Genomic DNA, 23943 nt, shown 5'->3' on the forward strand with positions numbered 1-23943 from the left:
GCGGAAGGCGTACGGGGTGTCGTGACCTTCCGCCGCCCGCACGCCCCCGCCCGCGCCGCACGCCCCCCCCGCACGCGGAAGGGCCCCGCACGCGCTTGCGTGCGGGGCCCTTCCGTGTCAGGACCGGATCAGAAGTCCATGCCACCCGTGGGGTCGCCGGCCGGCATGGCCGGGGCCTTCTCGGGCTTGTCGGCGACGACGACCTCGGTCGTGAGGAACAGACCGGCGATCGACGCGGCGTTCTGCAGCGCCGAGCGCGTGACCTTGGCCGGGTCGATGATGCCCGCGGCGACGAGGTCGACGTACTCGCCGGTCGCGGCGTTGAGGCCGTGACCCGACTCGAGCTCGCGGACCTTGGCGGCGACGACGCCCGGCTCGAGACCGGCGTTCAGCGCGATCTGCTTGAGCGGCGCGTCGATCGCGACGCGGACGATGTTCGCACCGGTCGCCTCGTCACCCTCGAGGGAGAGCGAGTCGAGCGCGACGGACGCCTGGATGAGGGCGACGCCACCACCGGCGACGATGCCCTCCTCGACAGCGGCCTTCGCGTTGCGGACGGCGTCCTCGATGCGGTGCTTGCGCTCCTTGAGCTCGACCTCGGTCGCGGCACCGGCCTTGATGACCGCCACGCCACCGGCGAGCTTCGCGAGGCGCTCCTGGAGCTTCTCGCGGTCGTAGTCGGAGTCGGTCGCCTCGATCTCGGAGCGGATCTGACGGACGCGGCCCGCGATCTGCTCGTCGTCGCCGGCGCCCTCGATGATCGTGGTCTCGTCCTTGGTGATGATCACCTTGCGGGCCTTGCCCAGCAGGTCGAGCGTCGCGTTCTCGAGCTTGAGGCCGACCTCCTCGGAGATGACCTGGCCGCCGGTGAGGATCGCGATGTCCTGCAGCATGGCCTTGCGGCGGTCGCCGAAGCCCGGGGCCTTGACGGCGACGGACTTGAAGATGCCGCGGATCTTGTTCACGACGAGGGTCGCGAGGGCTTCGCCGTCGACGTCCTCGGCGATGATGAGGAGCTGCTTGCCCGCCTGGATCACCTTGTCGACGACCGGGAGCAGGTCCTTGATGTTCGAGATCTTCGAGTTGACGATGAGGATGTACGGGTCCTCGAAGACGGCCTCCTGGCGCTCCGGGTCCGTGACGAAGTACTGCGACAGGTAGCCCTTGTCGAAGCGCATGCCCTCGGTGAGCTCGAGCTCGGTGCCGAAGGTGTTCGACTCCTCGACGGTGACGACGCCTTCCTTGCCGACCTTGTCGATCGCCTCGGCGATGAGCTCGCCGATGGTGGTGTCGGCGGCCGAGATCGACGCGGTCGCGGCGATCTGGTCCTTGGTCTCGATGTCCTTCGCGTTGGCGAGGAGCTGGTCGGAGACGGCGGCGACGGCCTTCTCGATGCCGCGCTTGAGCGACACGGGGTCGGCACCGGCGGCGACGTTGCGGAGGCCCTCGCGGACGAGCGCCTGGGCGAGCACGGTCGCGGTCGTCGTACCGTCACCGGCGACGTCGTCGGTCTTCTTCGCGACCTCCTTGACGAGCTCGGCGCCGATCTTCTCGTACGGGTCGTCGAGCTCGATCTCCTTGGCGATGGAGACACCGTCGTTCGTGATCGTGGGGGCGCCCCACTTCTTCTCGAGGACGACGTTGCGGCCGCGCGGGCCGAGCGTCACCTTCACGGCGTCGGCCAGGGTGTTCAGGCCGCGCTCGAGGCCGCGACGGGCCTCCTCGTCGAAAGCAATGATCTTAGCCATGTGAGTTTCTCGTCCCTCCCGGACGTCGTCATGGGGGTCGTGCTGGCACTCAGCGTGAGCGAGTGCCAACGCCGATTCTGGCACTCGACGGGTGCGAGTGCAACACAGCCGGGAGGCTCGGCTCGTCTTCCCGGGTCGTGCCCCGTCACGCAGGCCCCACACCACACGACGAACGCGCCGCCCCCGGCGGGGACGGCGCGTTCTGCGGAGTGCAGTGGTTCAGGCGGGGCGGACGCTCTCTGCCTGCGGACCCTTCGAGCCGGTGCCGACGTCGAACGTGACCGCCTGCCCCTCCTCGAGGACCTTGTAGCCCGACATGTCGATGGCCGAGTAGTGCACGAACACGTCCTGGCCACCCCCATCGACGGTGATGAAGCCGAAGCCCTTCTCGGCGTTGAACCACTTGACCGTTCCGTTGGCCATGATTGTTGCTCCCTGCGGTGGTGCTGCTGCGATCGGCGGCGCCGTCGGTGCGGCACCTCGCCAGCGACTCTCGCGCACGGAATCGGTTTCGACAAGGGGTGTGACGTTGTTTCACGCCCGTTCCGTGCAATCGCAACGAGCCGGAAACACGTTCGTCACGAATGCACGCCGGAATGCGTGTCAGCCGGTGTAGTCGGCCCCCAGGACGACACTCACGTCGGCGTTCGGGAAGGCCGCGGACTGCTGTACCGCGGTCGTCCCGAGCGACTTCGCGATGCCCTGCGCGACCGCGGCGGACGCGGCCGAACGGTAGTAGACGATCGTCTGGGTCGTCCCGGTGGTCCCGGCGTCGCCCGTCGAGGTGATCCTCCACCCGGCGCCGCTGAGCGCGGTGCTCGCGCGACCGGCGAGGCCGGTCGTGTTCGTGCCGTTGAGCACGACGACCGTGGTGGTGCCCTGCTGCGCCGACGTCGCCGCGGTGGCACCGGAGGACGATCCGGTGCCGGCGGAGGACGAGGACGACGACGACGAGGACGGCGACGAGGACGGCCGGCCCGACGCGGAAGCCGTCGGCGACGACGTGGTGGTGGTGCCCGACGTGCTGTCGAAGGAGTCCCCACCGGTCGCGAGCCCGAGCGCGAGCACGCCGATCCCGACGAGGACCCCCGTGGCGAGCGCAGCCCACGCGAAGACGATCCAGCCGCGGCCCCGACGCTGGGGGCCGCGGTGCGCGCCGACGCGCGGCCCGTCGGTGACGTCGTCGAACCGGTCTCGGGGGAATCTCTCGGTCATCGGTCCTCTTCGCGGGGTTCTGGTGCGCCTCCGGGGAGCGCGAAGCTGCGCCCCGCCCGCGCCGTGACACGGGCGTGCCGGAGTCGTTGCAGCCGGGTGACCAGCTGCGGGTCGTACGCGAGCGCCGCCGGTGAGTCGATCACGCGGTCGAGCACCTGGTAGTAGCGCGCGGGCGACATGTCGAACTCGACCCGGATCTCCGCTTCCTTGGTCCGGTCGTGCCGCGCGCGGTCGTGCTCGAAGGTGAGCACGTGCAGGTCGAGCTCACTGAGCGCGTCTGCGGGGGTGGCGGTCACTGCGGGTCCGATCGCGGGGCTGGGCACGGGTCTCGGTCATCGTAGGGGTGCGGTCCTGCCGGACCCTGGCACGGTGCTGGACTGTCGCGAACCCGGGTCACAGGTTCGGGTCGCGGAGCCACCGCACCCGGGTGCCGAACGGGTCCGAGACTGCCATGGCCACGCCGTCCAGCGAGGCCGTCGCGAACGCGTCCGGGTCGGCCGGGTCGACGCCGGCGGGCAGCGTCGCCGCGACGCCGGACAGGATGCCGGTGCGCTCCAGCGCGATCCAGTGCACGCCACGCTCCTCGATGCGGTCGACGACGCGCTGCCGGTCCGCGCCAGGCACGTACACGAGCGTCCCCGTGGTCAGCACCACCGGTTCGCAGTGGTCCGGCAGGTGGTCGAGTGCGCGGTCCAGGTCACCGGGCAGGCTCCCCCGCAGCCGGACGGGAGGCACGGCGAGCGCCGCCGACGCCGCCTCGCGCATCAGGGCGGTGCGGTCCGTCGCCTCGGGCGGGACTGCCTCGACGAGTCGGTCGAACGCGCCCGGCTCGGCGAGGTCGATCGGGTTCGGGTCGAGTGCGACCCGCGCGCCGATGACGATCGGGCGGTCGGCCGGCGCCGGGACCGTCCCGGTGGCCTCGGCGACGAGGTGGACGGCGGGAGCTCCGACGGCGGTGTGCATCCGGAGTCGCTCGGACCGCGCCCCCGGACCGACTTCGCGGCCCCGCACACCGGGGCGCGGTGTGCGCCCGTGGGCGCGGAGCTCGGCGCCGTCGGGCCGTCCGGGGACGACGTAGTCGAGCGTCACGCGGTCCGGGACCGAGCAGAGCCCCGCCGCGGCACCCGCGTCCACGAGGCCGAGCGGGCGCCCGATCCGCGCGGCCAGCGCCGCGACGAGCGGGACGACCGGGGCGAGCCGACGTGGGTCGTTGGCCTGCACCGTGGCGGACCGGAGATGCTCGACCAGGGCGGGTCGTGCCTCCCGGCCGAGTGCGCGGAGCGCGTCCGGATCCGTCGGGTCGGCGCCCAGCCGCCGGGCGACCGCGAAGACCAGCTCCGGCTGCCGCTGCTGTTCGGGGACCTCGTCGAGGAGCGCGACGAGGCCGTCGTCGAGCGACCGTGCCCACGCGGCGTACGTCGGGGACACCCCGGCGATGCGGTCCGCGTACGCGCTGTAGCGGTCACGGGTGGTCACGGCCGGTGCATCCCCACGTGCCGGATGCCGGCCTCCTCGTAGGGCTCGCCGAACCGGACGAAGCCGTGACGCTCGTACAGTCCGGCGACGTACTCCTGGGCGTGCAGCACGAAGGGCTCGTCGCCGTGCTCGTCGAGGACCGCGGCGACGAGGCGCCCGGCGATCCCCCGCCCGCGGTGCGCCGGGTCCGTCGCGACCCGGCCGATCACCCACGCCGGCGGGACGGCGCCGTCCGGGTGCGGCTCGCCGGGGGCGGGTCGGACCAGCCGGAGGTACCCCACCGCTCGGGTGTCGGTTCCGAACCACCAGTGCTCGGTGTCCGGCTGGCGGTCACGGCCGTCGAAGTCCTCGGCGGTGACCCGCTGCTCGAGGGCGAAGACGCGGTTCCGGAGCACCACGATGCCGTACAGTTCGTCCGTCGTCAGACGGCCCCAGCGGGCGCGGTGCACGGAATGCTCGGACATCGGCGCGAGTTTACTGAAGGTGGCCGTCCACAGCGGCGACAGGAGCAGGAGGAACACATGGCATACAACGTCGACAAGTCCGACGCCCAGTGGCGCGAGGAGCTCTCCCCGGACCAGTACGCCGTCCTGCGTCAAGCCGGCACCGAGCGGCCGTGGACCGGTGAGCTCCTCGACGAGGAGCGCGCCGGCGTCTACACGTGTGCGGCGTGCGGCGCGGAGCTGTTCAAGAGCGGGACGAAGTTCGACTCCGGCTGCGGCTGGCCGTCGTTCTACGAGTCGGTGCGGCCCGAGGCCGTGCAGCTCATCGAGGACAACTCGCTCGGGATGCAGCGCACCGAGGTCCGCTGCGCGAACTGCGGGTCCCACCTGGGGCACGTGTTCCCGGACGGGTTCGGCACGCCGACCGGCGACCGCTACTGCATGAACTCGCTGTCGCTGAACTTCTCGGCGTCCGAGTGAGTCCCGACGCGTCCCGCTAGAGTGGGCGCGTCAGCCGGCATGGCGCAATTGGTAGCGCACCGTACTTGTAATACGGGGGTTGTCGGTTCAAGTCCGACTGTCGGCTCGAAAACACCAGGTCAGGCCCCGGATTGCTTCGGCAGTCCGGGGCCTTTCCGTCGTTCTGAGCACGGAAACGTACCGCTAATCGCCGAGGCGCTCGAGGATGTCGCGCACGTCGGGCCCCGTGTGGATGTGCCCGGTGTAGTGGTCACGGGTCCACCGGGTGTCGACGTGTCCGAGCTGCTGTGCAGCGGCGTCGAGGTCCTGGCCGTCGCGGATCATCGTGGCCACGGTCTTCCGGCACGTGTAGGGCACGAGCCAGTCCGGGTAGTCGAACGCGTCGCGGAACACCCGCCACTGCGTGCGCATGTTGTTCGGCGATCGCAGCGTGCCGACGGACGAGGGGAACACCCACTGGCTCGTCGCGGTCGAGGCGCGGCGGACGAGCATGCGCACGGCGAAGGGCGGCAGCGCGAGCGTTCGGAAGCCCGCGGCCGTCTTCGGCTTCGGCTGCCGCTGCAGCCCCTCTCCGCGCACGTGCACGGCGGTGCCGGTGATCGTCACCGTCTTCACCTCGGAACGCAGGTCGACGTCCTCCCAGCGAACGGCGAGAACCTCGCCCGTCCGGACGCCGGTCGCGATGAGCATGTCGAAGACGTCGGCGAGGTCAGTGAGACGCTGCCGGCCGCCGCGGCCCTTCGCGGCATCCCACTCCTGCAGCTGCGAGCGGAGGAGGACGACCTCCTCGCGGCTGATCGTGTGGATCTCGCCGGGCTCGGAGTTGACATTCTCGGTCTCACGGACCGGGTTCATCGCCGCTGCGCCGTGTCGCACGGCCAGCGAGAACATGCCCATCAGGACGACGCGGCAGAGCGCAGCCGTCGCCTTCCCGATGTTCTCCTCGACGGCGACGAGGTGCCGGTCGATGACGGGCACGGTGGCTTCGCGGACCCGCAGCTCGCCGAGCGCCGGCGTGACGTGGTTCTTGATCGTCCGGCGGTACACGTCGAGGGTGCCGGTAGCCCGCTTCCCGAGGAGGGTGTCGTACCAGCGGTCGGCGAGCACCGACACCTTCGTCTCGGCGCTGAGGTCGGCGCCGTGGAGGCGCACACGGTCGCGGAGGTGCTCGACGAGCGCGTCCTTCGCCTTCTGCCTGCTCGTGCCGGTGCGCCGGACCTGGCGAGTGACGCCGTCGAAGTCGCGGAATCGCGCGGCGGCGGACCACGCGCGGCCCTTCCCCGTCGTGCTGATGTTCCCCCAGGTACCGAGGACGAGCGGTGGCCGCGCCATCAGGCGGTCACGAGCCGGTGGCCGGCGTACGTCCGCTGGCCGAGGCGCTGCAGGACGTACCGGCGGAAGTCGTGCACGATGCGCGGGGTCACGTTGAGCTCCTCGGCGATGTAGTGGACGTCTGGGCTGATCTGCTCGAGCTCGGCGTAGTCCTCGGGGTGCACGAGCAGGGTGGCGGCGTAGGTGTCCGCCTGCCGCTCGAGCGGGCTGTGCGGACCCTCGTCGCACGTGTGGCCGTAGTAGACGTGCCCGAGCTCGTGTGCGAGGACCGATCGCCGCTCGGACGGTGTGAGGCCGAGGTCGAGGTAGATGCGGTCCTCGACCGGGCTGTAGCCGCCGAGCAGGCCGTCAGGCATATGGGTCATGACGACGCGCACGCCGAGAGCGGCGGCGCGGTGGAGCAGTTCCTTCAATCGGTCCCCCGGTAGGCACGGTCGGTTACTCCGCGTGCGGCTGGTCAGACTTGCGACGTCCACGCTTCGCGGCGAGGGCGACGTCGTTGCGGCTGAGGTGCGCCGTGTCCAGGTCGACGTCGATGTCCTCGTCCGCGATGCCGCCATCTTCGGCGACGGGTGCGACATTGCGTCGCGCAACCGTCTCCTCGGCGTCGATCAGGATGGCGCGGAGGTCGGCGTCGAGGAAGTCGGTCGCTCGTGAGAGCTGGTCGATGTCCCAGTGCTTCCCGCCGGCGAGCATGCGCGACATCTGCGCAGGGGACACGCCGACTGCGGCAGCGAGGTCCTGCTGCTCGTGGCCGCGGCGCACCATCAGTCCCTTGATGATGGCGGCGACCTCCTTGGTCAGGTCGCTGGGCTCGGGGCGCGCACTTGCTGGCATGAGGCAGAAACTACCAGTTTTGGAAAGTTGGGCGCAATACCCCCTGTCTGAGTTGCCATATGGAAATCCACGTGGCACGCTTTCCATATGGCAACCACGACACCGGCGTCCCGAACGGTGGCCGATGAGGTACTCGCCCACCTGGGGCGAACCCGTCAGTCCCGCACGTGGCTCTCCGCCGCAACCGGCATCCCCATCGCGACCCTGTCGCGCCGCCTCAACGCACAGTCTGCGTTCACGATCGACGAGCTCGTGAGCATTGCCCAGGCGTTCGAGGTCCCTCTGTCCGAGATCATCGCTCCCCTCGCTGCAACGGCGGTCGCCGCATGAGCAGCTGGACGGAGCCAGTCGACCTCCGCGTCGTCGACCCGCGCACCGCTGAGAACCGGGCGCGCAACGAAGACGGCGCCCGCCGCGTCATCACCGAGCAGCTCGGCGCCGAGAGCACCGACATCCTCGCGATGCTCGCACTGGGCAGTGCCGCATGAGGACGGCCGGCGCACTGCTCTACGCGTGCTTCGTCGTCGCGGTCTTCGCGTCCTGCCTTGACCGCGCCCAGCCGCTCTGGCTGGTCCTCGCGTGCCTCGTCGTCGTGCTCTTCGTCGCGGCGCTCACCCGGATCCACGCGGTGGTAAACGCACCCAGGAGCCCCGAGTGATCGGGCACGGCGTGCTCTGTGGTTGCGACGCCTGCTGGACGACCGACGACCTCGAGGACGACCGACTCGGCAAGGCCATCGCCCGGGCCGCCGAAGTCGACGACCCCACCGACTGCGACTGACCGCACCCCACTTTCTCCGCGCCTCTCCCAGACGGCGCGCCATCAACCGAACCCACAGGAGCCATCGTGACCACCACCATCCCCGACGTGCCGCTGCGTGTCCTCGAGCTTCGCGCCGAGAACTACAAGCGCCTCACGGCGGTCCAGATCAGGCCGGACGGGAACGTCGTCCTCGTCGGCGGCCGCAACGCCCAAGGCAAGACGTCCGTCCTCGACGCGATCTACGCCGTTCTCAAGGGCGGCGCCGCAGCCCGTGAGACGGTCCAGCCGATCCGCGACGGTCAGGACACCGCCGTTGCGCGCCTCGACATCGGCGGCGACGACGGCAACGTCGTCCTCGTCGCGACCCGTCGATGGACGAAGGACGACGCCGGCAGCCTCACCGTCGAGTCGTCGGACCACGCGCGGTTCTCGTCCCCGCAGAAGCTCCTCGACGGCTTGCTCGGCAGCATCAGCCTCGACCCGCTGGCGTTCACCCGCATGGACGCGAAGAAGCAGCTCGCCACCCTCGTCGACGCGCTCGGCGACTCGCTCGAGTTCGACCCGATCCAGCTCGACGCCGAGCGCAAGGGGGTCTACGACCGCCGCACGGAAGTCGGTCGCAAGGTCACCGAGCTCGAGAGCCGCCTCCGCAGCTACCCGGAGCCGGACCCGAGCGTGCCCGCCGAGGAGGTGTCCGCTGGCGACCTCATCGCGAAGGTCGACGAGATCACCCGCCGGAACCGCGGCATCGACGCGGCGATCGGGGTCGCGAAGCAGGCGCGCGCCAACCGTGAGCATGCCGCGGCAGCGCTCGAGGCAGCGCAGCAGGCACTCGACGCCGCCGCCGAGAACGAACGAGCTCGCATCGCGGAAGCTCGCTCGGCCGGTGAGCGGGAGGACCCGTCGCCGCTACTCGACCAGCTCGGCGAGATCGACCACCTCAACGACCGCGTCCGGAAGCAGCGCGACCGCGCCGCGGTGGCGGAGGAACTGTCCGACCGGAAGCAGGAGCAGGCACAGCACTCCCTCCGGCTGCAGGAGATCGACAAGCAGAAGGCCGACGGCATCGCTGCGGCGAAGCTGCCGGTACCTGGCCTCGGCTTCGACGCAGACGGCGTGACGCTCAACGGGATCCCGTTCTCGCAGGCGTCGACCGCGGAGCAGGTTCGCGTCTCGACGGCGCTCGCGATGGCTGGCGACCCGAGCATCCGTGTCATGCGCATCGACGGTGGTGAGTCGCTGGACTCGTCATCACTGCAGATCATCGAAGAGCTCGCCGCGGAGAAGTCGTTCCAGGTGTGGATCTCGCGAGTCGACGAGTCACGGTCGGTCGGCTTCACGATCGAGGACGGGGAGGTCGTCGCGTGAGCGCCGCGGAAGCCCGGCAGGCTCTCGCCGAGTCCGACGAGGCCATGAGGAACGGGCAGGAGTACGCGGCGGAGCGTGCCCTGCAGCGTGCGCAGGTGCTCGCCACGATCGCCGTCGCCGAGGAGCAGCGGACCGCGAACCTCATCGCCGCTTTCGAGCGCGACGCGATCCAGCCTCCGCACGAGAGCGGCGCCGCGAACAAGCCGTTCTGGAACACGCTCGCGGTGACCATCACCGAACGGCTGGACCTCGCATGAGCGCGCTGATCGCCCTGTCCGCCGTCGCGGCCGCACTCGTCGTGACCTCCGCCTTGCAGTGGATCGTCGCCGAGACGACCGGCACCCGGATGCAGGAATGGAGGGACCGCTGGTGACCTGGCAGAACCGCATCATCGTCGACGGCCACGACCGCGACCTCTGGCTCGGCGCCCGCCGGCAGGTCATCGGAGCGTCCGACGCGGCGAAGCTCGCGAAGGCATCGAGCGTCGACAAGTACCTCGCAGCGAAGCTCGCCCCGACGACCTTCACTGGCAACGCCTACACCGAGCAGGGGCACCGGTGGGAACCGATGATGCTCGCCTACGCGGGCATCCCGCAGAACGTCGCCCTGATCCACGCGCCGGACGAGCCGGGCTTCGCTGCGACCCCCGACGGGCTCCGGGTGAACGCGGACGGACGCCTCACCCTCGCCGAGTGCAAGGCGAAGCACGGGAAGGTCGTCGACGGTCCGAGCACGGGCGAGTGGCGACAGCTCGCGTGGCAGTTCGAGGTACTCCCCGAGGCCGACGAGATCGAGTTCCTCTGGGCCGAGCTCGTGAAGAACGACCGCGACGAGTGGGACCTCCGCGACGCCCACCACGGCATCCCGCACCGCCTCGTCATCTCGCGCGATCACCCGAAGATCGTCGCCGCCCGGGCACTGATCGTCCCGATCGCAACCGACCTCCTCGCGCGACTCCGCGTCGCGCTGACCTACGAACGGAAAGCAGCATGACCAGCACAGACCTCGTGCTCCCGGAGTCCGTCGACGCGGCGACATGGAACGCGGACACCGCCGCGATGATGGAGTTCGCCGGCCTCACGTGGGTCGTTCCGCAGATGGTCGACGGCGAGCAGCAGCGCGTCCGCATGTTCGCGCCGAACGGCATCGTCGGAGCCTTCATCCAGGCCGTCCGACGCACCGGTCTCGACCCGACGCAGCGACAGATCTACGCCGCCGAGATGGGCGGGAAGTGGACCGTGCTTGTGGGCATCGACGGAATGCGCGTCGTCGCGCTCCGGACCGGCCAGTACGACGGTCAGGACCCGGTCGAGTGGCAGTGGGACGACGAGTCCTGGCACGACGCCCCACCGAAGTCCGGCGCAGTACTCGCCGCCCGCGTGGCCGTCTACCGGAAGGGCATCGGCCGTCCGCTGGTGCAGACCGTGACGATGCGAGAGTTCGGCGGCAAGGGCCCGAACTGGTCAACCCGCCCGGCCCACATGCTCGGCATCCGCGCGGAGTCGCACGCACTCCGCCGCCTGTTCCCGATGGAACTCGCCGGGCTGTACACGCCGGAGGACTTCGAGGGCGCCGCAGACCCAGCTCCGACCGCTCCCTCGCGCGACTGGATCTCGCTCGTCGAGCAGGCCAGTACCCACGACGAGATCGAAGATCTGCTCGACGCCGCGGACGACGCCGGCGAGCGCACGGATCGCCTGCGGACGGCAGCGCTCGCCCGGCACGGCATGCTCGACGACTCCGGCTCCGCGTCGGCCCGGGACGAGGTCGTTGTCGAGCCGGAGCCGGAACACGCCGAGGCGCCCCCGACGCCTGCTGCGGTCTCGCCTGCGGACCTGACCGACGACGAGTGGCTCGCACAGGCCGAGGCGGATGCAGCCGAGCACGAGCGGGCGGCTGACCGATGAGCGCTCAGGACATCGCCCGCATGGACACCGGCGAAATCGTCGAGTACGAGCCGGTGACGCCCCTCGAGCTCGAGTTCATGATCCGCGAGCTCAGCGAGCGCCTCGAGCGGGCGGTGCCCGTCATGAAGGGCCTCTACAAGGCGCGGTACGACGCCGAGCGGGCGCTCATCGAGGAGAAGGCAAAGGCGGTCCTCCGCTCGGGGAAGGCCAGCGTGACCGAGAAGCGCGCCGAGGCGGACCTCGAAACCATGACCTTCCGCCGCGACGTGGACGCCGCGAAGGAGACCCTCCACGCCGCGGAGGAGCTGCAGAAGGCCCTCGCCGCTCGGCTGATGGGCCTGCAGAACATCAACAAGGTGCTCGGCCAGGCGTACGGCGCCTCGCCGCGCTGACCACAGACCACCGGCCGCCCGGCCGGTTCACCCAGGAGAGGAACACCATGCCGAAGGACGAGACGCAGAAGCCCGGGAGCTTCGCCGCGTTCCTCGCGTCGACGAGGCCGAAGACCGACCTCGAGCTGCACGAGGAGCTGACGAAGCTCGTCGCGGCGATCGAGGAGACGGGGAAGGGCGGAACGATCACCCTCACCCTCGAGCTCAAGCCCATCGACGACGCGGTCAGCGCGCTGAAGGTGAACGACAAGATCACCGTCAAGCGGCCCGAGAAGAACCGCCAGGGGTCGATCACGTACGTCGACCGCGACCACACCCTGTCGCGTCGCGACCCGTCGTCGATGCCGCTGTTCGACGACGACGACATCCGCAACGCACCCGCCCACGACCCCGCCACCGGGGAGATCAAGGAGCTCAACGAATGACCGACTACACCGACAACCCCGAGGCCGCCGTCGTCGCGGGCCTCGCCCAGCAGGCAGTCCACCCGGAGGAGCTCGAGACCGGCGTCGTGTACGTCGAGGCCGACGGCTCCGGCGGCAGTCGCATCGTCGACACCGACCGGTACGCCGCGAACCCGCGGCACATCGAAGCGAGCCGAGTCGTCGGCGACGCCGAGTCGTTCGTCCGGTACGTCACGAAGCACGTCATCGCCGGGCACACCGAGGTCTACGCGGACGTCCCGTCGTCGTCCGTCGTCGCCATGATCGACTCGCACGATGCGGCCGTGGGCGGATGGCAGAAGCACCGCGCGCAGCTCGAGCTGCGGCACACGAAGTCGTGGGAGGCGTGGACGAAGGTCGACGGGAAGCTCCTCGAGCAGACCGACTTCGCCGAGTTCATCGAGCAGCAGTCGCTCGACGTCCGCTCCCCCGAGACCGCCGTGCTCATCGAGATCGCGCAATCGTTCCAGGCGAAGACGTCGGTCGACTTCGAGGGCGGCGAGCGCCTCGACTCCGGGCAGGTCCGCCTCGAGTACAAGGAGACCGTCACGGCGAAGGCCGGCCAGAAGGGGCACATCGACATCCCCACCGAGCTCGAGCTGCTGCTCCGCCCGTACATCGGCGGCCCGGTCTACGTCGTCGTCGCGCGGTTCCGCTACCGCCTCCGCGGGTCGCAGCTCGGTCTCGGGATCGTCCTGCAGCGGCCGCAGGAGATCCTCGACGCCGCGTTCGCCGACATCGTCACCGAGATCCGCGACGGCAAGACCGTCGTGAAGGGCGACGAGAAGACGGTCGTGCACGAGGGCATCCCCTCGAGCGTGCCGATCTTCTCCGGCCGCCCGTAGCTCAGCCGGGGCGGTGGCCGACTGCAACGGCCGCCGCCCCACCCACACTCCATCCCCTTGCGAGAGACACCAGCATGGACACCCAGGATCGCATGAGCCTGCCGATCGGCGGACTCGACCTCTCCCTCACCGACACCGGCATCGCGCTCGCGAGCCCGGACGGCAGCATCGTCGTCCGGCGAGCACGGTCCTCCGGGAAGAAGACCGACAGCCTCGCCGTGAAGGCTCGGCGGTTCGAGCAGCACGCCGACGCGATCGTCGCGGCCGTCGAGGACTGCGGCGACGTCGTCGTCGAGTCCCCCGCCTACGGCATGCCGCAGGGCGCCGTGGACCTTGGCGGGCTCCGCTGGCTCGTACTCACCCGGCTCGTCGCGGCCGGGCACCGCGTGCACGAGGTCAATCCGATGCACGTGAAGAAGTACGCCACCGGAGAGACCCGCGCGGACAAGGACGTCGTCGTCGCGATGGTCGTCCGCCGCTACCCACAGGCCGACGTCACGAACAACAACACCGCCGACGCAGTCGTCCTCGTCGCGATGCTCGCCCGCCACCTCGGCCACCCGCTCGAGACCGGCGTCCTGTCGCAGACCCGGCAGGACGCGTTCGACAAGGTCGCGTGGTCCGCATGAGCGGCCGCCCGATCACCACCCGCACGCGCATGGCGGTTGCCGCGGCCCTCATCGCCGGCAAGCGCGAACGGCACGTCGCCGCCGAGTTCGGGATCGCCCGAGCGTCGGTCCAGCGCATCCGCGACGAGCGCGGCCTCACCCCCGCCTACCGACCCGGCCGACCCACCCGAGAGGAGACCCACTCTTGAAGATCGGATCGCTGTTCAGCGGCTACGGCGGACTCGACCTCGGCGTGCAGCAGGTCCTCGGCGGCACCGTCGCGTGGCACGTCGAGTTCGACGACGCCCCGTCCGCGATCCTCGACCACCACTGGCCGGGTATGCCGAACTACGGCGACGTCACCGCGGTCGACTGGGACGCGGTCGAGCCCGTCGACGTCCTCACGGGCGGGTTCCCATGCCAGGACGTCTCCCTCGCCGGTCTGAGGCGGGGGCTGAGGGACGGCACTCGCTCCGGTCTGTGGTCGGAGTTTGCCCGGGCGATCGACGCGCTGCGGCCGTCGCTCGTCGTCATCGAGAACGTGAGAGGACTGCTCAGTGCAACGGCTGATCGGCAGATGGAATCCAGCCCGTGGGGTGTGGGAGACCGACACGATGGACCTGCTCTCCGAGCACTCGGAGCCGTTCTCGGCGACCTGGCCGAGCTCGGGTATGACTCGGAATGGTGTGGCCTACGAGCTGCCGATGCCGGCGCTCCCCACGGACGGTTCCGCGTCTTCGTCATTGCCCACCCCTCGGGCGAGCCGGGGCGCGTCAGGGACCGAGACGATGTACGCGCTCGGCGCAGTGCGCTCGGACGCTTCGAGGCCGCAGGGCGAGGTGCTGATGCTCAAGACACCGACGGCGCAGCTCGCGGTAAACGGCGGCTCGCAGCACCCGGAGAAGCGCCGCGAGGGCGGCCACGGGCCGACGCTGGCGGACGAGGTGGAGCACTTGCTGCCGACGCCGGCCGCGCACGACTCGGGGAACACCCCGGAGAACCACCTGCGGAAGAAGCCGGGACGCTCGGTAGTGACCTCACTGCAGGTGCTGGTCGACCACGATCTGATCGCGACTGGGGGCCGTATCGTCCCGCCGTCGACCGCTGGGAACGAGTCACCGGACGAGTAGCACCCGCCCCGACGAACCCGGACGGCCGCGACGGCGCACACCGCCTTGCGCCCGAGTTCGTCGAGTGGATGATGGGCCTCCCCGCCGGTCACGTCACCGGCGCGCCCATCACTCGGGCGCAGCAGCTCAAGGCGCTCGGCAACGGCGTCGTCCCGCAGCAGGCTGCTCTCGCGGTTCGGACTCTACTCGAGCGCGAGGTGGTGGCGGCGTGAGGTCAGAAGTCCATCGTTCCGGGGTTCAGGTCGCCGGGCTCGCGAGGCACCCCACGCGGGACCGCGTAGCCGCCTCCGGCCGGCGGGTTCTCGGGATCGATGCCCTGCAGTTTCGCAAGGGCTTCGACCGCCGCGTGGAGGCTGAGCAGCGCGGACTGCACGTCCGTGCTCACGGCGGAGTCCTGCCGGGCCCGCTTGATGCTCGCTTGCGCGAGACGGAGCTGGTGCGCGACGACGTTGGTCGGGTCGGGAGCGTTCATGCCCGCACCCTACCGGGGACTGCCTCGTGACCGGGCCGCGAGCGCCTTCCGAGCGCGGGTGCTCATCAAGCGCCGAGGAGAGCAGCCAGGACGTCCCGGATGGCGCTCCCGCTCTCGTCCACGAGGCATGCGGTCACGGGGAGCTCGTGCAGGTCATGGAGCAGCAGGAGCCACTGGATGGAAAGTCGGACGGTGAGGGCGCGGATGGCGGTCATGCCGGCTCTATGCCGTTGGCACCGCGGGAGGTGCTTGCTCATGCTCTGTCTACAGCGATGAGGCGCGGTTCATCTCGATGCGTTTCGTCCCCGACGAGCATCGACGTCGGACAGGGGCCTGGGCGCGCAACTGGTCTCACCCTCCGTTCTACGGACGTGCGCGCCGAAGTCTCAGGAGATGTCTCGTGATCGGCCCGAAGACATCAGCTCCTACCGCGGCTGAGGAGTCCCGTGCGTACGCGCTCGTCACGGAGCGGGACGAGGAGCGCTGCCAACGCTGCCACCGTGGCGGCGTCGCGCAGCGGGACCACCGGAAGAACCGCTCGCAGGGCGGCCGCACCGCGGCATCGAACCTGCACCTGCTCTGCCCCGATTGCCACCTCTGGAAGACGGACCACCCCGTCGAGGCGGCGCACGACGGATGGGGAGTGCCCGGCTGGGCCGACCCTGCCACGTTCCCCGCCCGCCGTTGGCTCCGGACCGAGCTTGGGACGCTCCGGCAGGCGTGGGTCCTCTACGACGACGTCGGCACCTGGCGCGAAATCAGCGCCGAGCAAGCACGAAGACAGATGGGAGGTGACGGCTGATGCCGTGGTTCAAGGTCGACGACGGGCTGCCGTCGTCGCGGAAGGTGCTCGGCATCCCTCGCCGGGACCGTCTCGCCGCGATCGGTCTGTGGACGCTCGCCGGCGCGTGGAGCGCGAAGGAGCTGCAGGACGGGGCCGTCCCGACCTACATGATCGTCGAGCTGGGCGCCACGCGACGTGTTGCCGAGGCTCTCGTGACGGCCGGCCTCTGGTCGCGCACCTCATCGGGCTACTCCTTCGTGAACTGGGACGAGTTCCAACCCACGAAGGCGGACGTGCTGTCGGCTCGGGAGAAGAACGCCGAGAAGCTGCGGAAGTGGCGGCAACGTAACCGCGCCCGAGACGAGGGTGAAACCGAGTCGGTAACCGGGTTACAGCCCGGTTCGAAAGAGGTTCGTAACCCTGCCCCCGTCCCGACCCGTCCCGACCCGACCTCTTCTCCTAACGGAGAAGAGAAGACCACCCCGCGCAAGCGCGGGACACGGCTCGACGAGCACTGGGTGCCCGAGGACGACCTCATCGCCCAGATGCGCGTCGAGTGCCCGAGCGTCGACCTCCGCGCGGAGCACCGCGTGTTCGTCGACTACTGGATCGCTCAGCCCGGGCAGAAGGGCGTGAAGACCGACTGGCCGGCGACCTGGCGCAACTGGATGCGCCGGAAGGCCGGAGACGGCCGCCCCGGCCGGGCAGCGCCCCCGTCCCGCGGGCAGCAGCGCGACGCCGAGCTCATGGCGTTCATGACCGAGCACGACCCCACCACCATGCGACAGGAGATCACCTCGTGAACGAGCCCGAAGTCCGGCGCCTCCTCGGCTACATCTCGGCCGGCTACGACAACCGCCAGCTCTCCGCCGCGACCGCGACGGTGTGGACCGAGGAGCTCGGCGACGTCGACTACGACACCGCGAAGCAGGCGGTCCGGAACCACTTCCGCAAGCCGTCGCCCCGCGCGTACCTGTCGCTGGACGTGCTGCTCGAGCAGATCCGCGTCGACACCCGCCAGACGCCGACGGCGATCGAGGAGGACGTGCGGTCCGCGAAGGCACGGGGCTTCATCGAGGCGTCGTGGCCGGCGCGGCAGGCGCTCCCTCGGCCGGTGGCGGCGCGGCTCGCTCAGGCGCGGATGGAGTTCGCGATCGCTGCGGAGGCGATCGAGGCCGGCGTCGTCGAGACCCCGCGCGCGCTCGAAGTGGGCTCGGTCGGCAGGAAGGTCCCGGAGCCGTGAGCGACGACGCGTGGGCGAACTTCATCGCGCAGCTCGACCCGGCCGCCGTCGAGGCAGAGCGGTTCCGGCCGCCCGGCGACGACGAGCGCCCCGGCTCGGTCACCGACCAGCGGATGCGGACCGCGCACGCGTTCCTCGCGTCGGACTACTGGGACCGCGTCCGAGCCGGACACCCGCTCCCCCTGACCGACGACGAGTGGGCAGCCCGGCGGGCAGCCCAGTACGCCGACGCCGAAGCCGAGATCGAGCGGCGCGGCTTCAACCAGCCAGACATCGAGGCGGCCATCCGGTCGTACTCGCAGAACCGAGCGGCAGCAGCCGCGCACCCGAGAGGACAGGCAGCATGAGCAAGCCCCGCAACCCCCGCTACTTCCCGACGATGAAGGTCCGCGGTGCTCGTCGTCGACGCATCGCTCCGTACCAGCGCGCGACCGGCAGCTTCGAACGGCTGGCAGCGGCCTTCGCCACCTTGGTCGACGAGGCGATCACCACTTCGCTCGCGGTCCGCCAACTCGACCGGACCACCTCGACCGCGACCGCTGAGGAGGACGCGGCATGAGCGGCGAGACCGTCATCACCGTCGTCGGCAACCTCACCGCCGACCCCGAGCTGCGGTACACGCAGAACGGCCTCGCGGTTGCGAACTTCACCATCGCTTCCACGCCGCGCACCTTCGACCGGCAGGCGAACGAGTGGAAGGACGGCGACGCGCTCTTCCTCCGCGCTTCGGTCTGGCGCGAGTTCGCCGAGCACCTCGCCGGCAGCCTGACGAAGGGCGCTCGGGTCATCGCGCAGGGCCGCCTTCGGCAGACGTCGTGGACGGACCGCGAGGGGCAGCAGCGCACCGGATTCGTGCTCGACGTCGACGAGATCGGCCCTTCGCTCCGATACGCGACCGCGCAGGTCACCCGCGCGCAGCGCAACGGCGGCGGTCAGCAGCAGGGCGGCGGTCAGCCGTGGGGCGGGCAGCAGCAGTCCGGACCGCAGCAGGACCAGTCGTGGTCGCCGCAGCAGGGCGCCCAGCAGCAGGGCGGCGCGCAGGGACAGGACGTGTGGTCGCAGCCCGGCCAGTACGACGACGAGACCCCGTTCTGATGCCGAAGCGGATCCAGCTCAGCCGCCGCAAGGGTTGGCGGAAGCCCGAGGGCGCGATCGTTGTCGCCCGACCCAGTAAGTGGGGTAACCCGTACTGCGTCGGCGACCTCACCCCGGTCTTCCGACGGGACGAGTGGCCGGAGCGGTACGACCGAGCGTCCGCAGTCCAGGCGTATCGCGAGACCACGGCGCGCCACCTGCGACAGGCAGCGCGGTCCGAGCTGGCCGGTCACGATCTGGCCTGCTGGTGCCCGCTCGACCAGCCCTGCCACGCCGACGTCCTGCTCGAGCTCGCGAACGGACCGACGCCGTGACCCTCACGCAGGGCAACGACCTCGGCCCGCACGACTACGGCGACCCGAAGTCCCCCACCCACCAGGCCGCGGCCGAGCAACGAGCCGCGCAAGCAGTACAGCTCCGCGAGGAGCACAACCTCAGGAGAGACCAGTGACCATCACCGAGACCTACGACAGCGACGCGCTCGCTCTCGCATCCGCCCGGGCCCGCATCGCGCTCGGGTCCGCGGCGGAGCTCGTCGAGTTCGTGCTCATGCACCGCGTGCCCGGCCGGGTCGCCTCCGACGGCCAGCCCGGCGTCCCGATGGAGTCCCGCACCGCGGCGATGCCCGTCAACGCGGTCGCGCTCGACGACGCGGACGAGATCGTCGTCACCCTGCTCGAGTGGGCGCACCGCTGGCGCACACGCCTCGGCATCGTGCAGCGGCCCCTGATCCGATCGCTCCGGTACACGTACCAGGTGCCGCTCGGGTTCCGGCCGGAGACGACGCCGGCGGGCGCCCGGGAGTCAGTCGAGCACCTGACGTACTGGCTGCTGCTGCACCACGACACCATCGGCCGGCACGTCGGCGCCGGCGCCTACTTCAACCTCGTCGCGGCGCTGATCGAGCGCGTAGCGAACCGATTCCCCGCCGACTCCCGGCCGCCGCGCCCGCACTGGCAGCGGCAGTGCCCCATCTGCGGCCGCGAGGGCGTCACCGCGGCATGGGCGCCCGAGGCCGACGTCCGCGACGTCCGCGTCTGGTGCGAGAGCTGCTCCACCGTGCTCGTGTCCACGTCCGCCGACGGCGACATCCGTCCCTCGGAGCGGCTCACGCGCAGCCGCGACCACGTCAACCCGGGCGACATCCTCCCGGCCCGGAAGCTCGTCTCCGTCGTCCGGCAGATCGCCGCCGGCACCACCGTCCCCCGCATCGAAGGAGTACCCGCATGACCGAGAAGCAGCCCACCACCGCCGAGGTGCTCAACGCGCGCCGGGTCCGGTGGAAGTTCAACCACGACCGGGACTGGCAGTACGGCCGCCCGATCTCGTACACGGACCAGCCGTCGTACATCGTCGAGCGGGAGTCCGACGGCCTTCGTGTTGGCGTCCTCGCGTCGTTCAACCCGCACCCGGTGCCCGCTGACGAGCTCTTCGGAGACGTCCCCGAGAACTGGGACCAGATCGTCGAGCTGGCGAAGGTGCTGAACACCGCGGCCGGCTTGGGCACGCCCGTCGGCGTGACCGAGATCGCACAGGCGGAAGCGGCCCTGAAGCACCTCGCTGCCGATCGCGCCGCGAACCCGACTGCAGACGCTGCGCGTGCGCTCGACGCGCTCCCCCGCGACTCGGTCATCATGGTCGAGAACGAGGGCACCCGCCACCGGTGGCTCGCGTGGCGATCGACCGCCGGCGACTGGGACGTCATCAGCCCGCGCGGTGAAGCCGACCGGATGACCAGCACCAAGCTCGCCGGGCTGGGCGCATGGCAGCTGCTGCAGACGACCGGGCCGACCGCGACCCGAAGCGTGCACGACGCGCGCGGAAGCCGTGAGGATGCGCTACTCCGCGTCCCCTGACGAGCCGTCGAGGTAGCCTGCCGGTAGGTGCGCCTTCCACCGATCGAAATCAGCTTCGTACCGGCGGGCTTCCTGTTCTCGCACCCACCATGCCTCATGGTCAGCCACCCACGCGGCGATCGACTGCAGCGAGTACCGATGGCCGAGGATCGTCAGCGCTCGCCCTCTCGAGGTGTCGAGATTCCCCATCTGATCGAGCCGATCGGCGATCGACTTCACCAGCTCTCTACCGTGCTGACCGACCGACGCAGCGCGGACGTCGAGCTCCTGCTTGAGATCACCGCTCGACCGATCGGAAACCCTGCGACTGAAGGACCCGCTGACGCCATGTCCCCCCGCGGTCACTTCGTTGTGCAGGGGATGCAGGATCTCGTCAACCGCTGCTGTCAGCCACTGACTGCACAGCAGGCCAAGCTCTGCACGATGGGCCCGCTTGGCTGCGGCATCGGCATCCTCACGCGCCTTGGTTTCCCGTTCGACCGCTCGCTGCGCAATTCGGTTGCCGTGCAGCGCGACGACGATCGCCCCCGCCCCAACCGCGATCGCTCCCATTGCTCCGAGGGTCGGCACTCCGATGTCGTGCCACCACCCGTAGGAGAACCACGGCTGCCACTCGATCGTCAGGAGCATCACGGGCTGACGCTACCGCGCGGCCGGATACACCAGAAAGGGAACCGCATCATGCACAGCCCGACCCAGCTGCACCATGACCCGCGCGACGACCTCATCCCACTCGCCACCGCAGCGCGCACCATCCGCCGCGATGAGCGCACGCTCCGGAGATGGGCGGCCGCCGGCCTCGAGGTCCGCGAGATCGACGGCACCCGTTACACGACGCTCCGACAGGTCACCGCCTGGGCCGCCGAGCACGGCCGCCGCCGAGGCCGCGCAGACCGCTGACACCCGAACAAGGGACGTCTCGAATGTCCGCGTCGTACGGTATGCTTCGCGTAAGCCACGATTCGGCCCGGACCCCAGCAGGTCCGGGCCGTTCGTGCTTCCGGGCCGGGTTGAGGATCGCACTCGGCGCAAGCAGCGGACGTCCCGGGCCGCTGACCCGGACATGGTGGTAGCCCACTCGCAGCACTCCGCGCCTGCGACAACAACCGCGGTTCTTCTTCCCCGTGCCCGCCGACACGCACCGACACCGCACCCGCCGCCGCCCCAGGCCACCTGACCGGCCACCAGTGGGGATCTCGGTCGCGCAGCGACTTCCGGACCACGGCGCCGAGCACGGGGAACCCTTCACCGGGGTGGACGTCAACGCGACGCCCGCCATGCACGCGATGGACGACCCACGACGGCCACGACTCCTGGCCGAGGCGTACCAGCGTCCACCCCGGACACCACTTCGGCAGGGACGTCAACGCGGTCCAGAAGTACCGCGAAGGACGCCCACGACGGGAGATGTGCCCCCAGGCGCACCTGCGACCCTGCCGAACTCACTCAGGCCGAGACCCCCGTGGGAAGCCACGCTGACGATGCGGACCCCGGCAGGACCGGCCGCCCACTTCGCGGACGAAACGTCGGTGGCCGACGATAGGAACGCCCCGTGTCCTGCACGAAGATCCGCTACCGCGACCGCATCGCCGCGCTCCTCGCGATGGCGAACGCACAGCACCGCGACAGTTCCAGCAGGCCGAAGACCGAACAGCGCGCCTACCGCTGCCCGCTCTGCTACGGCTGGCACCTCACGTCCCGCCGCGAGCGGAGACGCCCGACCGCCTAGGAGGCCACGCCGTGACGCTCACCCAGCTCCGCGCACTCCTGAAGGCCGCCGGCTACAAGTCCAACGTCGAGGTGGACCGCTTCGACGTGAAGCGCGCGGCCAGCGAGGTAGTCGGCGTCGACGTCATGTTCACGGACGGGCGCGTCGAGTACGTGCCACTCACCGACGCGGCAACCGACTCTCAGCCGTGAGTGACGTCCCGCTCCGCCGACTCCTCGTCAACTTCGTCTAGATCCTGCTCGATCGCTGAATCTGCGACGATCACGTCGACCTGCAGACGGATGGCCTCACTCACCATGCCTTGGACAAGCGACTGCAACCTGCGAACCTCATCGGCATCTGTGAAGCGGCTTGCCAACAGCGTCACGTTCCCCGATTCTCGTCCGAGGCGGGCACTCAGAACGGTCACCGCGCCATGCGACTCCGTCTCCACGACCCGGCGAACAGCGCGCTGGAAGCGATCACTGCGAGTCGGCATCCCGACTGAGGAATCGGACGTCCGCGTTCGTCTTGAGCGCTCGTCCGCGAGGATGGCGCGGTGTTGCGCGTCAATCGACATGGAGTGAGTAGCATCACCGGTTTCCTCGATTCTGCGCACCCGCTCAACGAGTTCGGAGAGCATGTCGCTGTCACTTCGAAGGGGCGCTTCGTCGGCGTCCTCGGGTGATGGGTCCCACGCATCGCGAATTTTTGGCCAGACGGAGCCCAGCACTGCCGCGAAGGCTTCGTCATGCAGTCCGGGATTAGCGGTCTTCGCAACCTGACGAAGGAGTTCTGCCATGTCCTCAGCATCTGCGAAGTTCGTCGCTTGGCGGGGGGCCAGCGGAGTTGTGATGTCACTGATGCGGAGGTCAAGCAATACGGTTGAAACAGGACGATCGAGACTCGCAAGCCAGCCTCCCTCGTAGTTCAGCCACGGCTCAGTCTGGTTAGAGCGCGAGACGAGGACGATGCCGTACTCCGCTGACGCAAGCTCGGCGTTGATGACTTCAATGCCCGCAGCGCCCTTGGCAATGCTCTTACTCGACACGAAGACATCCACCTCGGCCGTGCACAGGATCGGCAGTGTGTCTCGCAGGGCCTCGGCCACTGCCTTCTCTCGCGGACCAGACCAGCTGATGAAGATCTTCACCTGGCCGAGGCTACCGGTATCTGAGGCACCCTCGGCCACGTGACCCGTCGCGACCCAACGACGACAGGGGCTGACGATGACGCAGCACGAGGCCCGGGCGACGGGCATCACGGGCTGGCTGATCCGCCACCGAGAGCGGGCAGACCAGCGACTGCAGGCCACGCTCCGCCTCAGGGCAGCGACCCTCAGCCTGCGCCAGACCCTGGACCACCCGTACCGGCACCGGGATGCCGTGATCGCCTGGGCCGAAGCACGCGCCGCACTCCGCCGCGCCGACTTCCTCCTCGACGTGCGGACACGACGAAGGTGACGCTGACGTGAGCACGCAGCCACGCAACACCAGGCAGCGAGACAGAGACAGGGCAGCACTCCGGAAGCGACGCCCAGCCTGCGGCATCTGCGGTGAGCCCATCGACTACGACCTCGACTGGCGCGACCCACGATCCTTCACCGCGGACCACGTCATCCCCCTCGCACTCGGGGGTGCCGACACCCTCGAGAACAAGCAGGCCGCGCACCGAGAGTGCAACAGCAAGAAGCGGGCACGACTCGTCGCTCCCATCGTCCGACGAAGCGGCTCGCTCACACGGTGACACGAGCACGCGAGAGCGACTCGACCGAAGGGAACGATCGACACCTCGATCGA

At 70.0% G+C, this 23943-nt stretch carries 44 protein-coding genes, 1 tRNA gene and 1 pseudogene; 33 read left to right on the forward strand and 13 right to left on the reverse strand.

The window, feature by feature from the left end:
- Positions 1-128: 128 nt before the first annotated feature.
- The 6 genes from groL to MON03_RS14840 all read right to left on the reverse strand — a co-directional run bounded on the left by groL (position 129) and on the right by MON03_RS14840 (position 4903).
- Complete coding sequence (gene groL / locus MON03_RS14815; RefSeq protein ID WP_022903462.1) at positions 129-1748, reverse strand: chaperonin GroEL; 1620 nt, start codon at positions 1746-1748, stop codon at positions 129-131.
- A gap of 219 nt (positions 1749-1967) precedes the next feature.
- On the reverse strand, positions 1968-2171 hold the full coding sequence (locus tag MON03_RS14820; protein WP_022903461.1) for a cold-shock protein: 204 nt from the start codon (positions 2169-2171) through the stop codon (positions 1968-1970).
- A 180-nt stretch (positions 2172-2351) separates the two neighbouring features.
- A complete protein-coding gene (locus MON03_RS14825) occupies positions 2352-2963 on the reverse strand; it encodes a LytR C-terminal domain-containing protein (protein WP_242089165.1) in 612 nt (203 codons plus the stop codon).
- Positions 2960-3259 carry a DUF3263 domain-containing protein gene (locus MON03_RS14830; RefSeq protein WP_022903459.1) on the reverse strand — a complete coding sequence of 100 codons (300 nt, stop codon included), beginning with the start codon at positions 3257-3259 and terminating at the stop codon, positions 2960-2962. Before MON03_RS14830 ends, MON03_RS14825 begins: the two co-directional genes overlap by 4 nt.
- A 97-nt stretch (positions 3260-3356) precedes the next feature.
- Complete coding sequence (locus MON03_RS14835) at positions 3357-4439, reverse strand: DUF2332 family protein (protein WP_242089167.1); 1083 nt, start codon at positions 4437-4439, stop codon at positions 3357-3359.
- Entirely contained in the window at positions 4436-4903 is a 468-nt protein-coding gene (locus tag MON03_RS14840; protein WP_242089169.1) for a GNAT family N-acetyltransferase, read from the reverse strand. Before MON03_RS14840 ends, MON03_RS14835 begins: the two co-directional genes overlap by 4 nt.
- A 57-nt stretch (positions 4904-4960) precedes the next feature.
- Between MON03_RS14840 and msrB the strand changes: the two genes are divergently transcribed.
- Positions 4961-5362, forward strand: a complete 402-nt coding sequence (gene msrB, locus MON03_RS14845; RefSeq protein WP_022903456.1) for a peptide-methionine (R)-S-oxide reductase MsrB — start codon at positions 4961-4963, stop codon at positions 5360-5362.
- A gap of 33 nt (positions 5363-5395) precedes the next feature.
- A tRNA-Thr gene (locus MON03_RS14850) sits at positions 5396-5468 on the forward strand.
- A gap of 77 nt (positions 5469-5545) precedes the next feature.
- On the opposite strand, the gene MON03_RS14855 is transcribed toward MON03_RS14850, so the two are convergent.
- From MON03_RS14855 to MON03_RS14865, 3 genes are read right to left on the reverse strand one after another with little or no spacing between them, the layout of a single operon-like run.
- Positions 5546-6694 carry a tyrosine-type recombinase/integrase gene (locus MON03_RS14855; RefSeq protein WP_242089171.1) on the reverse strand — a complete coding sequence of 383 codons (1149 nt, stop codon included), beginning with the start codon at positions 6692-6694 and terminating at the stop codon, positions 5546-5548.
- Complete coding sequence (locus tag MON03_RS14860) at positions 6694-7170, reverse strand: ImmA/IrrE family metallo-endopeptidase (RefSeq protein WP_277927246.1); 477 nt, start codon at positions 7168-7170, stop codon at positions 6694-6696. Before MON03_RS14860 ends, MON03_RS14855 begins: the two co-directional genes overlap by 1 nt.
- Positions 7133-7531 (reverse strand): helix-turn-helix domain-containing protein, encoded by a 399-nt coding sequence (locus MON03_RS14865; protein WP_242089175.1) that lies wholly within the window; start codon positions 7529-7531, stop codon positions 7133-7135. Before MON03_RS14865 ends, MON03_RS14860 begins: the two co-directional genes overlap by 38 nt.
- Before the next feature lie 87 nt (positions 7532-7618).
- Here MON03_RS14865 and MON03_RS14870 point away from each other — a divergent pair, with 87 nt between their 5' ends.
- From MON03_RS14870 to MON03_RS14940, 16 genes and pseudogenes are all read left to right on the forward strand, one after another.
- A complete protein-coding gene (locus MON03_RS14870; RefSeq protein ID WP_242089177.1) occupies positions 7619-7861 on the forward strand; it encodes a helix-turn-helix domain-containing protein in 243 nt (80 codons plus the stop codon).
- Positions 7858-8019, forward strand: coding sequence for a hypothetical protein (locus MON03_RS14875; protein ID WP_242089178.1), 162 nt, complete (start codon positions 7858-7860; stop codon positions 8017-8019). The genes MON03_RS14870 and MON03_RS14875 overlap by 4 nt, the downstream gene beginning before the upstream one ends.
- On the forward strand, positions 8016-8189 hold the full coding sequence (locus MON03_RS14880) for a hypothetical protein (protein WP_242089180.1): 174 nt from the start codon (positions 8016-8018) through the stop codon (positions 8187-8189). Before MON03_RS14875 ends, MON03_RS14880 begins: the two co-directional genes overlap by 4 nt.
- Positions 8186-8311, forward strand: a complete 126-nt coding sequence (locus MON03_RS17395; protein WP_277927247.1) for a hypothetical protein — start codon at positions 8186-8188, stop codon at positions 8309-8311. The genes MON03_RS14880 and MON03_RS17395 overlap by 4 nt, the downstream gene beginning before the upstream one ends.
- Before the next feature lie 66 nt (positions 8312-8377).
- Positions 8378-9661 (forward strand): DNA replication/repair protein RecF, encoded by a 1284-nt coding sequence (locus tag MON03_RS14885; protein WP_242089182.1) that lies wholly within the window; start codon positions 8378-8380, stop codon positions 9659-9661.
- The gene (locus tag MON03_RS14890; RefSeq protein ID WP_242089184.1) at positions 9658-9918 is read left to right on the forward strand and encodes a hypothetical protein; all 261 of its coding nucleotides are present in this window, start codon (positions 9658-9660) and stop codon (positions 9916-9918) included. The genes MON03_RS14885 and MON03_RS14890 overlap by 4 nt, the downstream gene beginning before the upstream one ends.
- 112 nt (positions 9919-10030) lie before the next feature.
- Complete coding sequence (locus MON03_RS14895; RefSeq protein WP_242089187.1) at positions 10031-10654, forward strand: YqaJ viral recombinase family protein; 624 nt, start codon at positions 10031-10033, stop codon at positions 10652-10654.
- A complete protein-coding gene (locus MON03_RS14900) occupies positions 10651-11568 on the forward strand; it encodes a recombinase RecT (protein ID WP_242089189.1) in 918 nt (305 codons plus the stop codon). The genes MON03_RS14895 and MON03_RS14900 overlap by 4 nt, the downstream gene beginning before the upstream one ends.
- A gap of 20 nt (positions 11569-11588) precedes the next feature.
- Positions 11589-11960: a hypothetical protein gene (locus tag MON03_RS14905; RefSeq protein ID WP_242089191.1), complete on the forward strand. Its 372-nt coding sequence runs from the start codon at positions 11589-11591 to the stop codon at positions 11958-11960.
- 47 nt (positions 11961-12007) lie between these two features.
- Positions 12008-12385, forward strand: coding sequence for a YfdP family phage-associated protein (locus MON03_RS14910; RefSeq protein ID WP_242089193.1), 378 nt, complete (start codon positions 12008-12010; stop codon positions 12383-12385).
- Positions 12382-13248, forward strand: coding sequence for a DUF2303 family protein (locus tag MON03_RS14915; protein ID WP_242089195.1), 867 nt, complete (start codon positions 12382-12384; stop codon positions 13246-13248). The genes MON03_RS14910 and MON03_RS14915 overlap by 4 nt, the downstream gene beginning before the upstream one ends.
- A 74-nt stretch (positions 13249-13322) precedes the next feature.
- Positions 13323-13877 carry a hypothetical protein gene (locus tag MON03_RS14920; protein WP_242089197.1) on the forward strand — a complete coding sequence of 185 codons (555 nt, stop codon included), beginning with the start codon at positions 13323-13325 and terminating at the stop codon, positions 13875-13877.
- On the forward strand, positions 13874-14065 hold the full coding sequence (locus MON03_RS14925) for a hypothetical protein (RefSeq protein WP_242089199.1): 192 nt from the start codon (positions 13874-13876) through the stop codon (positions 14063-14065). Before MON03_RS14920 ends, MON03_RS14925 begins: the two co-directional genes overlap by 4 nt.
- A pseudogene (locus MON03_RS14930) lies at positions 14062-14604 on the forward strand (DNA cytosine methyltransferase); the annotation flags it as partial. The gene MON03_RS14925 and the pseudogene MON03_RS14930, both read left to right, overlap by 4 nt.
- Positions 14605-14644: 40 nt before the next feature.
- Positions 14645-14986, forward strand: a complete 342-nt coding sequence (locus tag MON03_RS14935) for a hypothetical protein (RefSeq protein WP_242091507.1) — start codon at positions 14645-14647, stop codon at positions 14984-14986.
- A 68-nt stretch (positions 14987-15054) separates the two neighbouring features.
- The gene (locus MON03_RS14940; protein ID WP_242091508.1) at positions 15055-15198 is read left to right on the forward strand and encodes a hypothetical protein; all 144 of its coding nucleotides are present in this window, start codon (positions 15055-15057) and stop codon (positions 15196-15198) included.
- A gap of 2 nt (positions 15199-15200) precedes the next feature.
- Here MON03_RS14940 and MON03_RS14945 read toward each other — a convergent pair whose 3' ends face one another.
- Positions 15201-15458 carry a hypothetical protein gene (locus MON03_RS14945; protein ID WP_242089201.1) on the reverse strand — a complete coding sequence of 86 codons (258 nt, stop codon included), beginning with the start codon at positions 15456-15458 and terminating at the stop codon, positions 15201-15203.
- 65 nt (positions 15459-15523) lie between these two features.
- Entirely contained in the window at positions 15524-15673 is a 150-nt protein-coding gene (locus MON03_RS14950) for a hypothetical protein (RefSeq protein ID WP_242089203.1), read from the reverse strand.
- Between the two features lie 185 nt (positions 15674-15858).
- On the opposite strand from MON03_RS14950, the gene MON03_RS14955 reads away from it, so the two are divergent.
- Genes MON03_RS14955 through MON03_RS15000 form a run of 10 tightly spaced genes read left to right on the forward strand, consistent with a single transcriptional unit; the run spans position 15859 to position 20436 of the window.
- Entirely contained in the window at positions 15859-16260 is a 402-nt protein-coding gene (locus MON03_RS14955; protein WP_242089205.1) for an HNH endonuclease, read from the forward strand.
- Complete coding sequence (locus tag MON03_RS14960) at positions 16260-17045, forward strand: hypothetical protein (RefSeq protein WP_242089207.1); 786 nt, start codon at positions 16260-16262, stop codon at positions 17043-17045. Before MON03_RS14955 ends, MON03_RS14960 begins: the two co-directional genes overlap by 1 nt.
- Positions 17042-17485, forward strand: a complete 444-nt coding sequence (locus MON03_RS14965; RefSeq protein WP_242089209.1) for a replicative helicase loader/inhibitor — start codon at positions 17042-17044, stop codon at positions 17483-17485. Before MON03_RS14960 ends, MON03_RS14965 begins: the two co-directional genes overlap by 4 nt.
- Positions 17482-17832, forward strand: a complete 351-nt coding sequence (locus tag MON03_RS14970; protein WP_242089211.1) for a hypothetical protein — start codon at positions 17482-17484, stop codon at positions 17830-17832. Before MON03_RS14965 ends, MON03_RS14970 begins: the two co-directional genes overlap by 4 nt.
- Positions 17829-18044 (forward strand): hypothetical protein, encoded by a 216-nt coding sequence (locus MON03_RS14975; protein WP_242089213.1) that lies wholly within the window; start codon positions 17829-17831, stop codon positions 18042-18044. Before MON03_RS14970 ends, MON03_RS14975 begins: the two co-directional genes overlap by 4 nt.
- Positions 18041-18580 (forward strand): single-stranded DNA-binding protein, encoded by a 540-nt coding sequence (locus MON03_RS14980; protein WP_242089215.1) that lies wholly within the window; start codon positions 18041-18043, stop codon positions 18578-18580. Before MON03_RS14975 ends, MON03_RS14980 begins: the two co-directional genes overlap by 4 nt.
- Positions 18580-18894 (forward strand): DUF4326 domain-containing protein, encoded by a 315-nt coding sequence (locus MON03_RS14985; RefSeq protein WP_242089217.1) that lies wholly within the window; start codon positions 18580-18582, stop codon positions 18892-18894. Before MON03_RS14980 ends, MON03_RS14985 begins: the two co-directional genes overlap by 1 nt.
- Positions 18891-19031: a hypothetical protein gene (locus tag MON03_RS14990; RefSeq protein WP_242089219.1), complete on the forward strand. Its 141-nt coding sequence runs from the start codon at positions 18891-18893 to the stop codon at positions 19029-19031. The genes MON03_RS14985 and MON03_RS14990 overlap by 4 nt, the downstream gene beginning before the upstream one ends.
- Positions 19028-19810, forward strand: coding sequence for a hypothetical protein (locus MON03_RS14995; protein ID WP_242089221.1), 783 nt, complete (start codon positions 19028-19030; stop codon positions 19808-19810). Before MON03_RS14990 ends, MON03_RS14995 begins: the two co-directional genes overlap by 4 nt.
- Positions 19807-20436, forward strand: coding sequence for a hypothetical protein (locus MON03_RS15000; protein WP_242089223.1), 630 nt, complete (start codon positions 19807-19809; stop codon positions 20434-20436). The genes MON03_RS14995 and MON03_RS15000 overlap by 4 nt, the downstream gene beginning before the upstream one ends.
- On the opposite strand, the gene MON03_RS15005 is transcribed toward MON03_RS15000, so the two are convergent.
- Positions 20419-21069 (reverse strand): hypothetical protein, encoded by a 651-nt coding sequence (locus tag MON03_RS15005; RefSeq protein ID WP_242089225.1) that lies wholly within the window; start codon positions 21067-21069, stop codon positions 20419-20421. The two genes, MON03_RS15000 and MON03_RS15005, sit on opposite strands and share 18 nt — an antisense overlap.
- A 48-nt stretch (positions 21070-21117) precedes the next feature.
- Here MON03_RS15005 and MON03_RS15010 point away from each other — a divergent pair, with 48 nt between their 5' ends.
- The 3 genes from MON03_RS15010 to MON03_RS15020 all read left to right on the forward strand — a co-directional run bounded on the left by MON03_RS15010 (position 21118) and on the right by MON03_RS15020 (position 22356).
- Positions 21118-21336, forward strand: coding sequence for a hypothetical protein (locus MON03_RS15010; RefSeq protein ID WP_242089227.1), 219 nt, complete (start codon positions 21118-21120; stop codon positions 21334-21336).
- Between the two features lie 652 nt (positions 21337-21988).
- Positions 21989-22165, forward strand: coding sequence for a hypothetical protein (locus MON03_RS15015; RefSeq protein WP_242089229.1), 177 nt, complete (start codon positions 21989-21991; stop codon positions 22163-22165).
- 11 nt (positions 22166-22176) lie between these two features.
- Complete coding sequence (locus MON03_RS15020) at positions 22177-22356, forward strand: hypothetical protein (protein WP_242089231.1); 180 nt, start codon at positions 22177-22179, stop codon at positions 22354-22356.
- On the opposite strand, the gene MON03_RS15025 is transcribed toward MON03_RS15020, so the two are convergent.
- Entirely contained in the window at positions 22347-23297 is a 951-nt protein-coding gene (locus MON03_RS15025) for a toll/interleukin-1 receptor domain-containing protein (RefSeq protein ID WP_242089233.1), read from the reverse strand. The two genes, MON03_RS15020 and MON03_RS15025, sit on opposite strands and share 10 nt — an antisense overlap.
- 76 nt (positions 23298-23373) lie before the next feature.
- On the opposite strand from MON03_RS15025, the gene MON03_RS15030 reads away from it, so the two are divergent.
- Positions 23374-23607 carry a hypothetical protein gene (locus tag MON03_RS15030; protein ID WP_242089235.1) on the forward strand — a complete coding sequence of 78 codons (234 nt, stop codon included), beginning with the start codon at positions 23374-23376 and terminating at the stop codon, positions 23605-23607.
- 7 nt (positions 23608-23614) lie between these two features.
- A complete protein-coding gene (locus tag MON03_RS15035; RefSeq protein ID WP_242089237.1) occupies positions 23615-23890 on the forward strand; it encodes an HNH endonuclease in 276 nt (91 codons plus the stop codon).
- Positions 23891-23943 lie beyond the last annotated feature (53 nt).

It is taken from the genome of Curtobacterium sp. DN_7.5 (genome assembly GCF_022655355.1).
Classification (GTDB): Bacteria; Actinomycetota; Actinomycetes; order Actinomycetales; family Microbacteriaceae; genus Curtobacterium; species Curtobacterium luteum.

Excerpts from the sequence above, each read along its gene's own strand:
- groL (WP_022903462.1), bottom strand. The coding sequence starts at position 1,748 with ATGGCTAAGATCATTGCTTTCGACGAGGAGGCCCGTCGCGGCCTCGAG.
- msrB (WP_022903456.1), top strand. The coding sequence starts at position 4,961 with ATGGCATACAACGTCGACAAGTCCGACGCCCAGTGGCGCGAGGAGCTC.
- MON03_RS14950 (WP_242089203.1), bottom strand. The coding sequence starts at position 15,673 with ATGACCGCCATCCGCGCCCTCACCGTCCGACTTTCCATCCAGTGGCTC.
- MON03_RS14840 (WP_242089169.1), bottom strand. The coding sequence starts at position 4,903 with ATGTCCGAGCATTCCGTGCACCGCGCCCGCTGGGGCCGTCTGACGACG.
- MON03_RS14900 (WP_242089189.1), top strand. The coding sequence starts at position 10,651 with ATGACCAGCACAGACCTCGTGCTCCCGGAGTCCGTCGACGCGGCGACA.
- MON03_RS15000 (WP_242089223.1), top strand. The coding sequence starts at position 19,807 with ATGACCGAGAAGCAGCCCACCACCGCCGAGGTGCTCAACGCGCGCCGG.
- MON03_RS14960 (WP_242089207.1), top strand. The coding sequence starts at position 16,260 with ATGCCGTGGTTCAAGGTCGACGACGGGCTGCCGTCGTCGCGGAAGGTG.
- MON03_RS14925 (WP_242089199.1), top strand. The coding sequence starts at position 13,874 with ATGAGCGGCCGCCCGATCACCACCCGCACGCGCATGGCGGTTGCCGCG.
- MON03_RS14920 (WP_242089197.1), top strand. The coding sequence starts at position 13,323 with ATGGACACCCAGGATCGCATGAGCCTGCCGATCGGCGGACTCGACCTC.
- MON03_RS14855 (WP_242089171.1), bottom strand. The coding sequence starts at position 6,694 with ATGGCGCGGCCACCGCTCGTCCTCGGTACCTGGGGGAACATCAGCACG.
- MON03_RS14865 (WP_242089175.1), bottom strand. The coding sequence starts at position 7,531 with ATGCCAGCAAGTGCGCGCCCCGAGCCCAGCGACCTGACCAAGGAGGTC.
- MON03_RS14905 (WP_242089191.1), top strand. The coding sequence starts at position 11,589 with ATGGACACCGGCGAAATCGTCGAGTACGAGCCGGTGACGCCCCTCGAG.
- MON03_RS14985 (WP_242089217.1), top strand. The coding sequence starts at position 18,580 with ATGCCGAAGCGGATCCAGCTCAGCCGCCGCAAGGGTTGGCGGAAGCCC.
- MON03_RS14875 (WP_242089178.1), top strand. The coding sequence starts at position 7,858 with ATGAGCAGCTGGACGGAGCCAGTCGACCTCCGCGTCGTCGACCCGCGC.
- MON03_RS14940 (WP_242091508.1), top strand. The coding sequence starts at position 15,055 with ATGATGGGCCTCCCCGCCGGTCACGTCACCGGCGCGCCCATCACTCGG.
- MON03_RS15010 (WP_242089227.1), top strand. The coding sequence starts at position 21,118 with ATGCACAGCCCGACCCAGCTGCACCATGACCCGCGCGACGACCTCATC.
- MON03_RS14910 (WP_242089193.1), top strand. The coding sequence starts at position 12,008 with ATGCCGAAGGACGAGACGCAGAAGCCCGGGAGCTTCGCCGCGTTCCTC.
- MON03_RS14980 (WP_242089215.1), top strand. The coding sequence starts at position 18,041 with ATGAGCGGCGAGACCGTCATCACCGTCGTCGGCAACCTCACCGCCGAC.
- MON03_RS14880 (WP_242089180.1), top strand. The coding sequence starts at position 8,016 with ATGAGGACGGCCGGCGCACTGCTCTACGCGTGCTTCGTCGTCGCGGTC.
- MON03_RS15030 (WP_242089235.1), top strand. The coding sequence starts at position 23,374 with ATGACGCAGCACGAGGCCCGGGCGACGGGCATCACGGGCTGGCTGATC.
- MON03_RS14825 (WP_242089165.1), bottom strand. The coding sequence starts at position 2,963 with ATGACCGAGAGATTCCCCCGAGACCGGTTCGACGACGTCACCGACGGG.
- MON03_RS14915 (WP_242089195.1), top strand. The coding sequence starts at position 12,382 with ATGACCGACTACACCGACAACCCCGAGGCCGCCGTCGTCGCGGGCCTC.
- MON03_RS14820 (WP_022903461.1), bottom strand. The coding sequence starts at position 2,171 with ATGGCCAACGGAACGGTCAAGTGGTTCAACGCCGAGAAGGGCTTCGGC.
- MON03_RS14870 (WP_242089177.1), top strand. The coding sequence starts at position 7,619 with ATGGCAACCACGACACCGGCGTCCCGAACGGTGGCCGATGAGGTACTC.
- MON03_RS14945 (WP_242089201.1), bottom strand. The coding sequence starts at position 15,458 with ATGAACGCTCCCGACCCGACCAACGTCGTCGCGCACCAGCTCCGTCTC.
- MON03_RS14935 (WP_242091507.1), top strand. The coding sequence starts at position 14,645 with ATGTACGCGCTCGGCGCAGTGCGCTCGGACGCTTCGAGGCCGCAGGGC.
- MON03_RS14975 (WP_242089213.1), top strand. The coding sequence starts at position 17,829 with ATGAGCAAGCCCCGCAACCCCCGCTACTTCCCGACGATGAAGGTCCGC.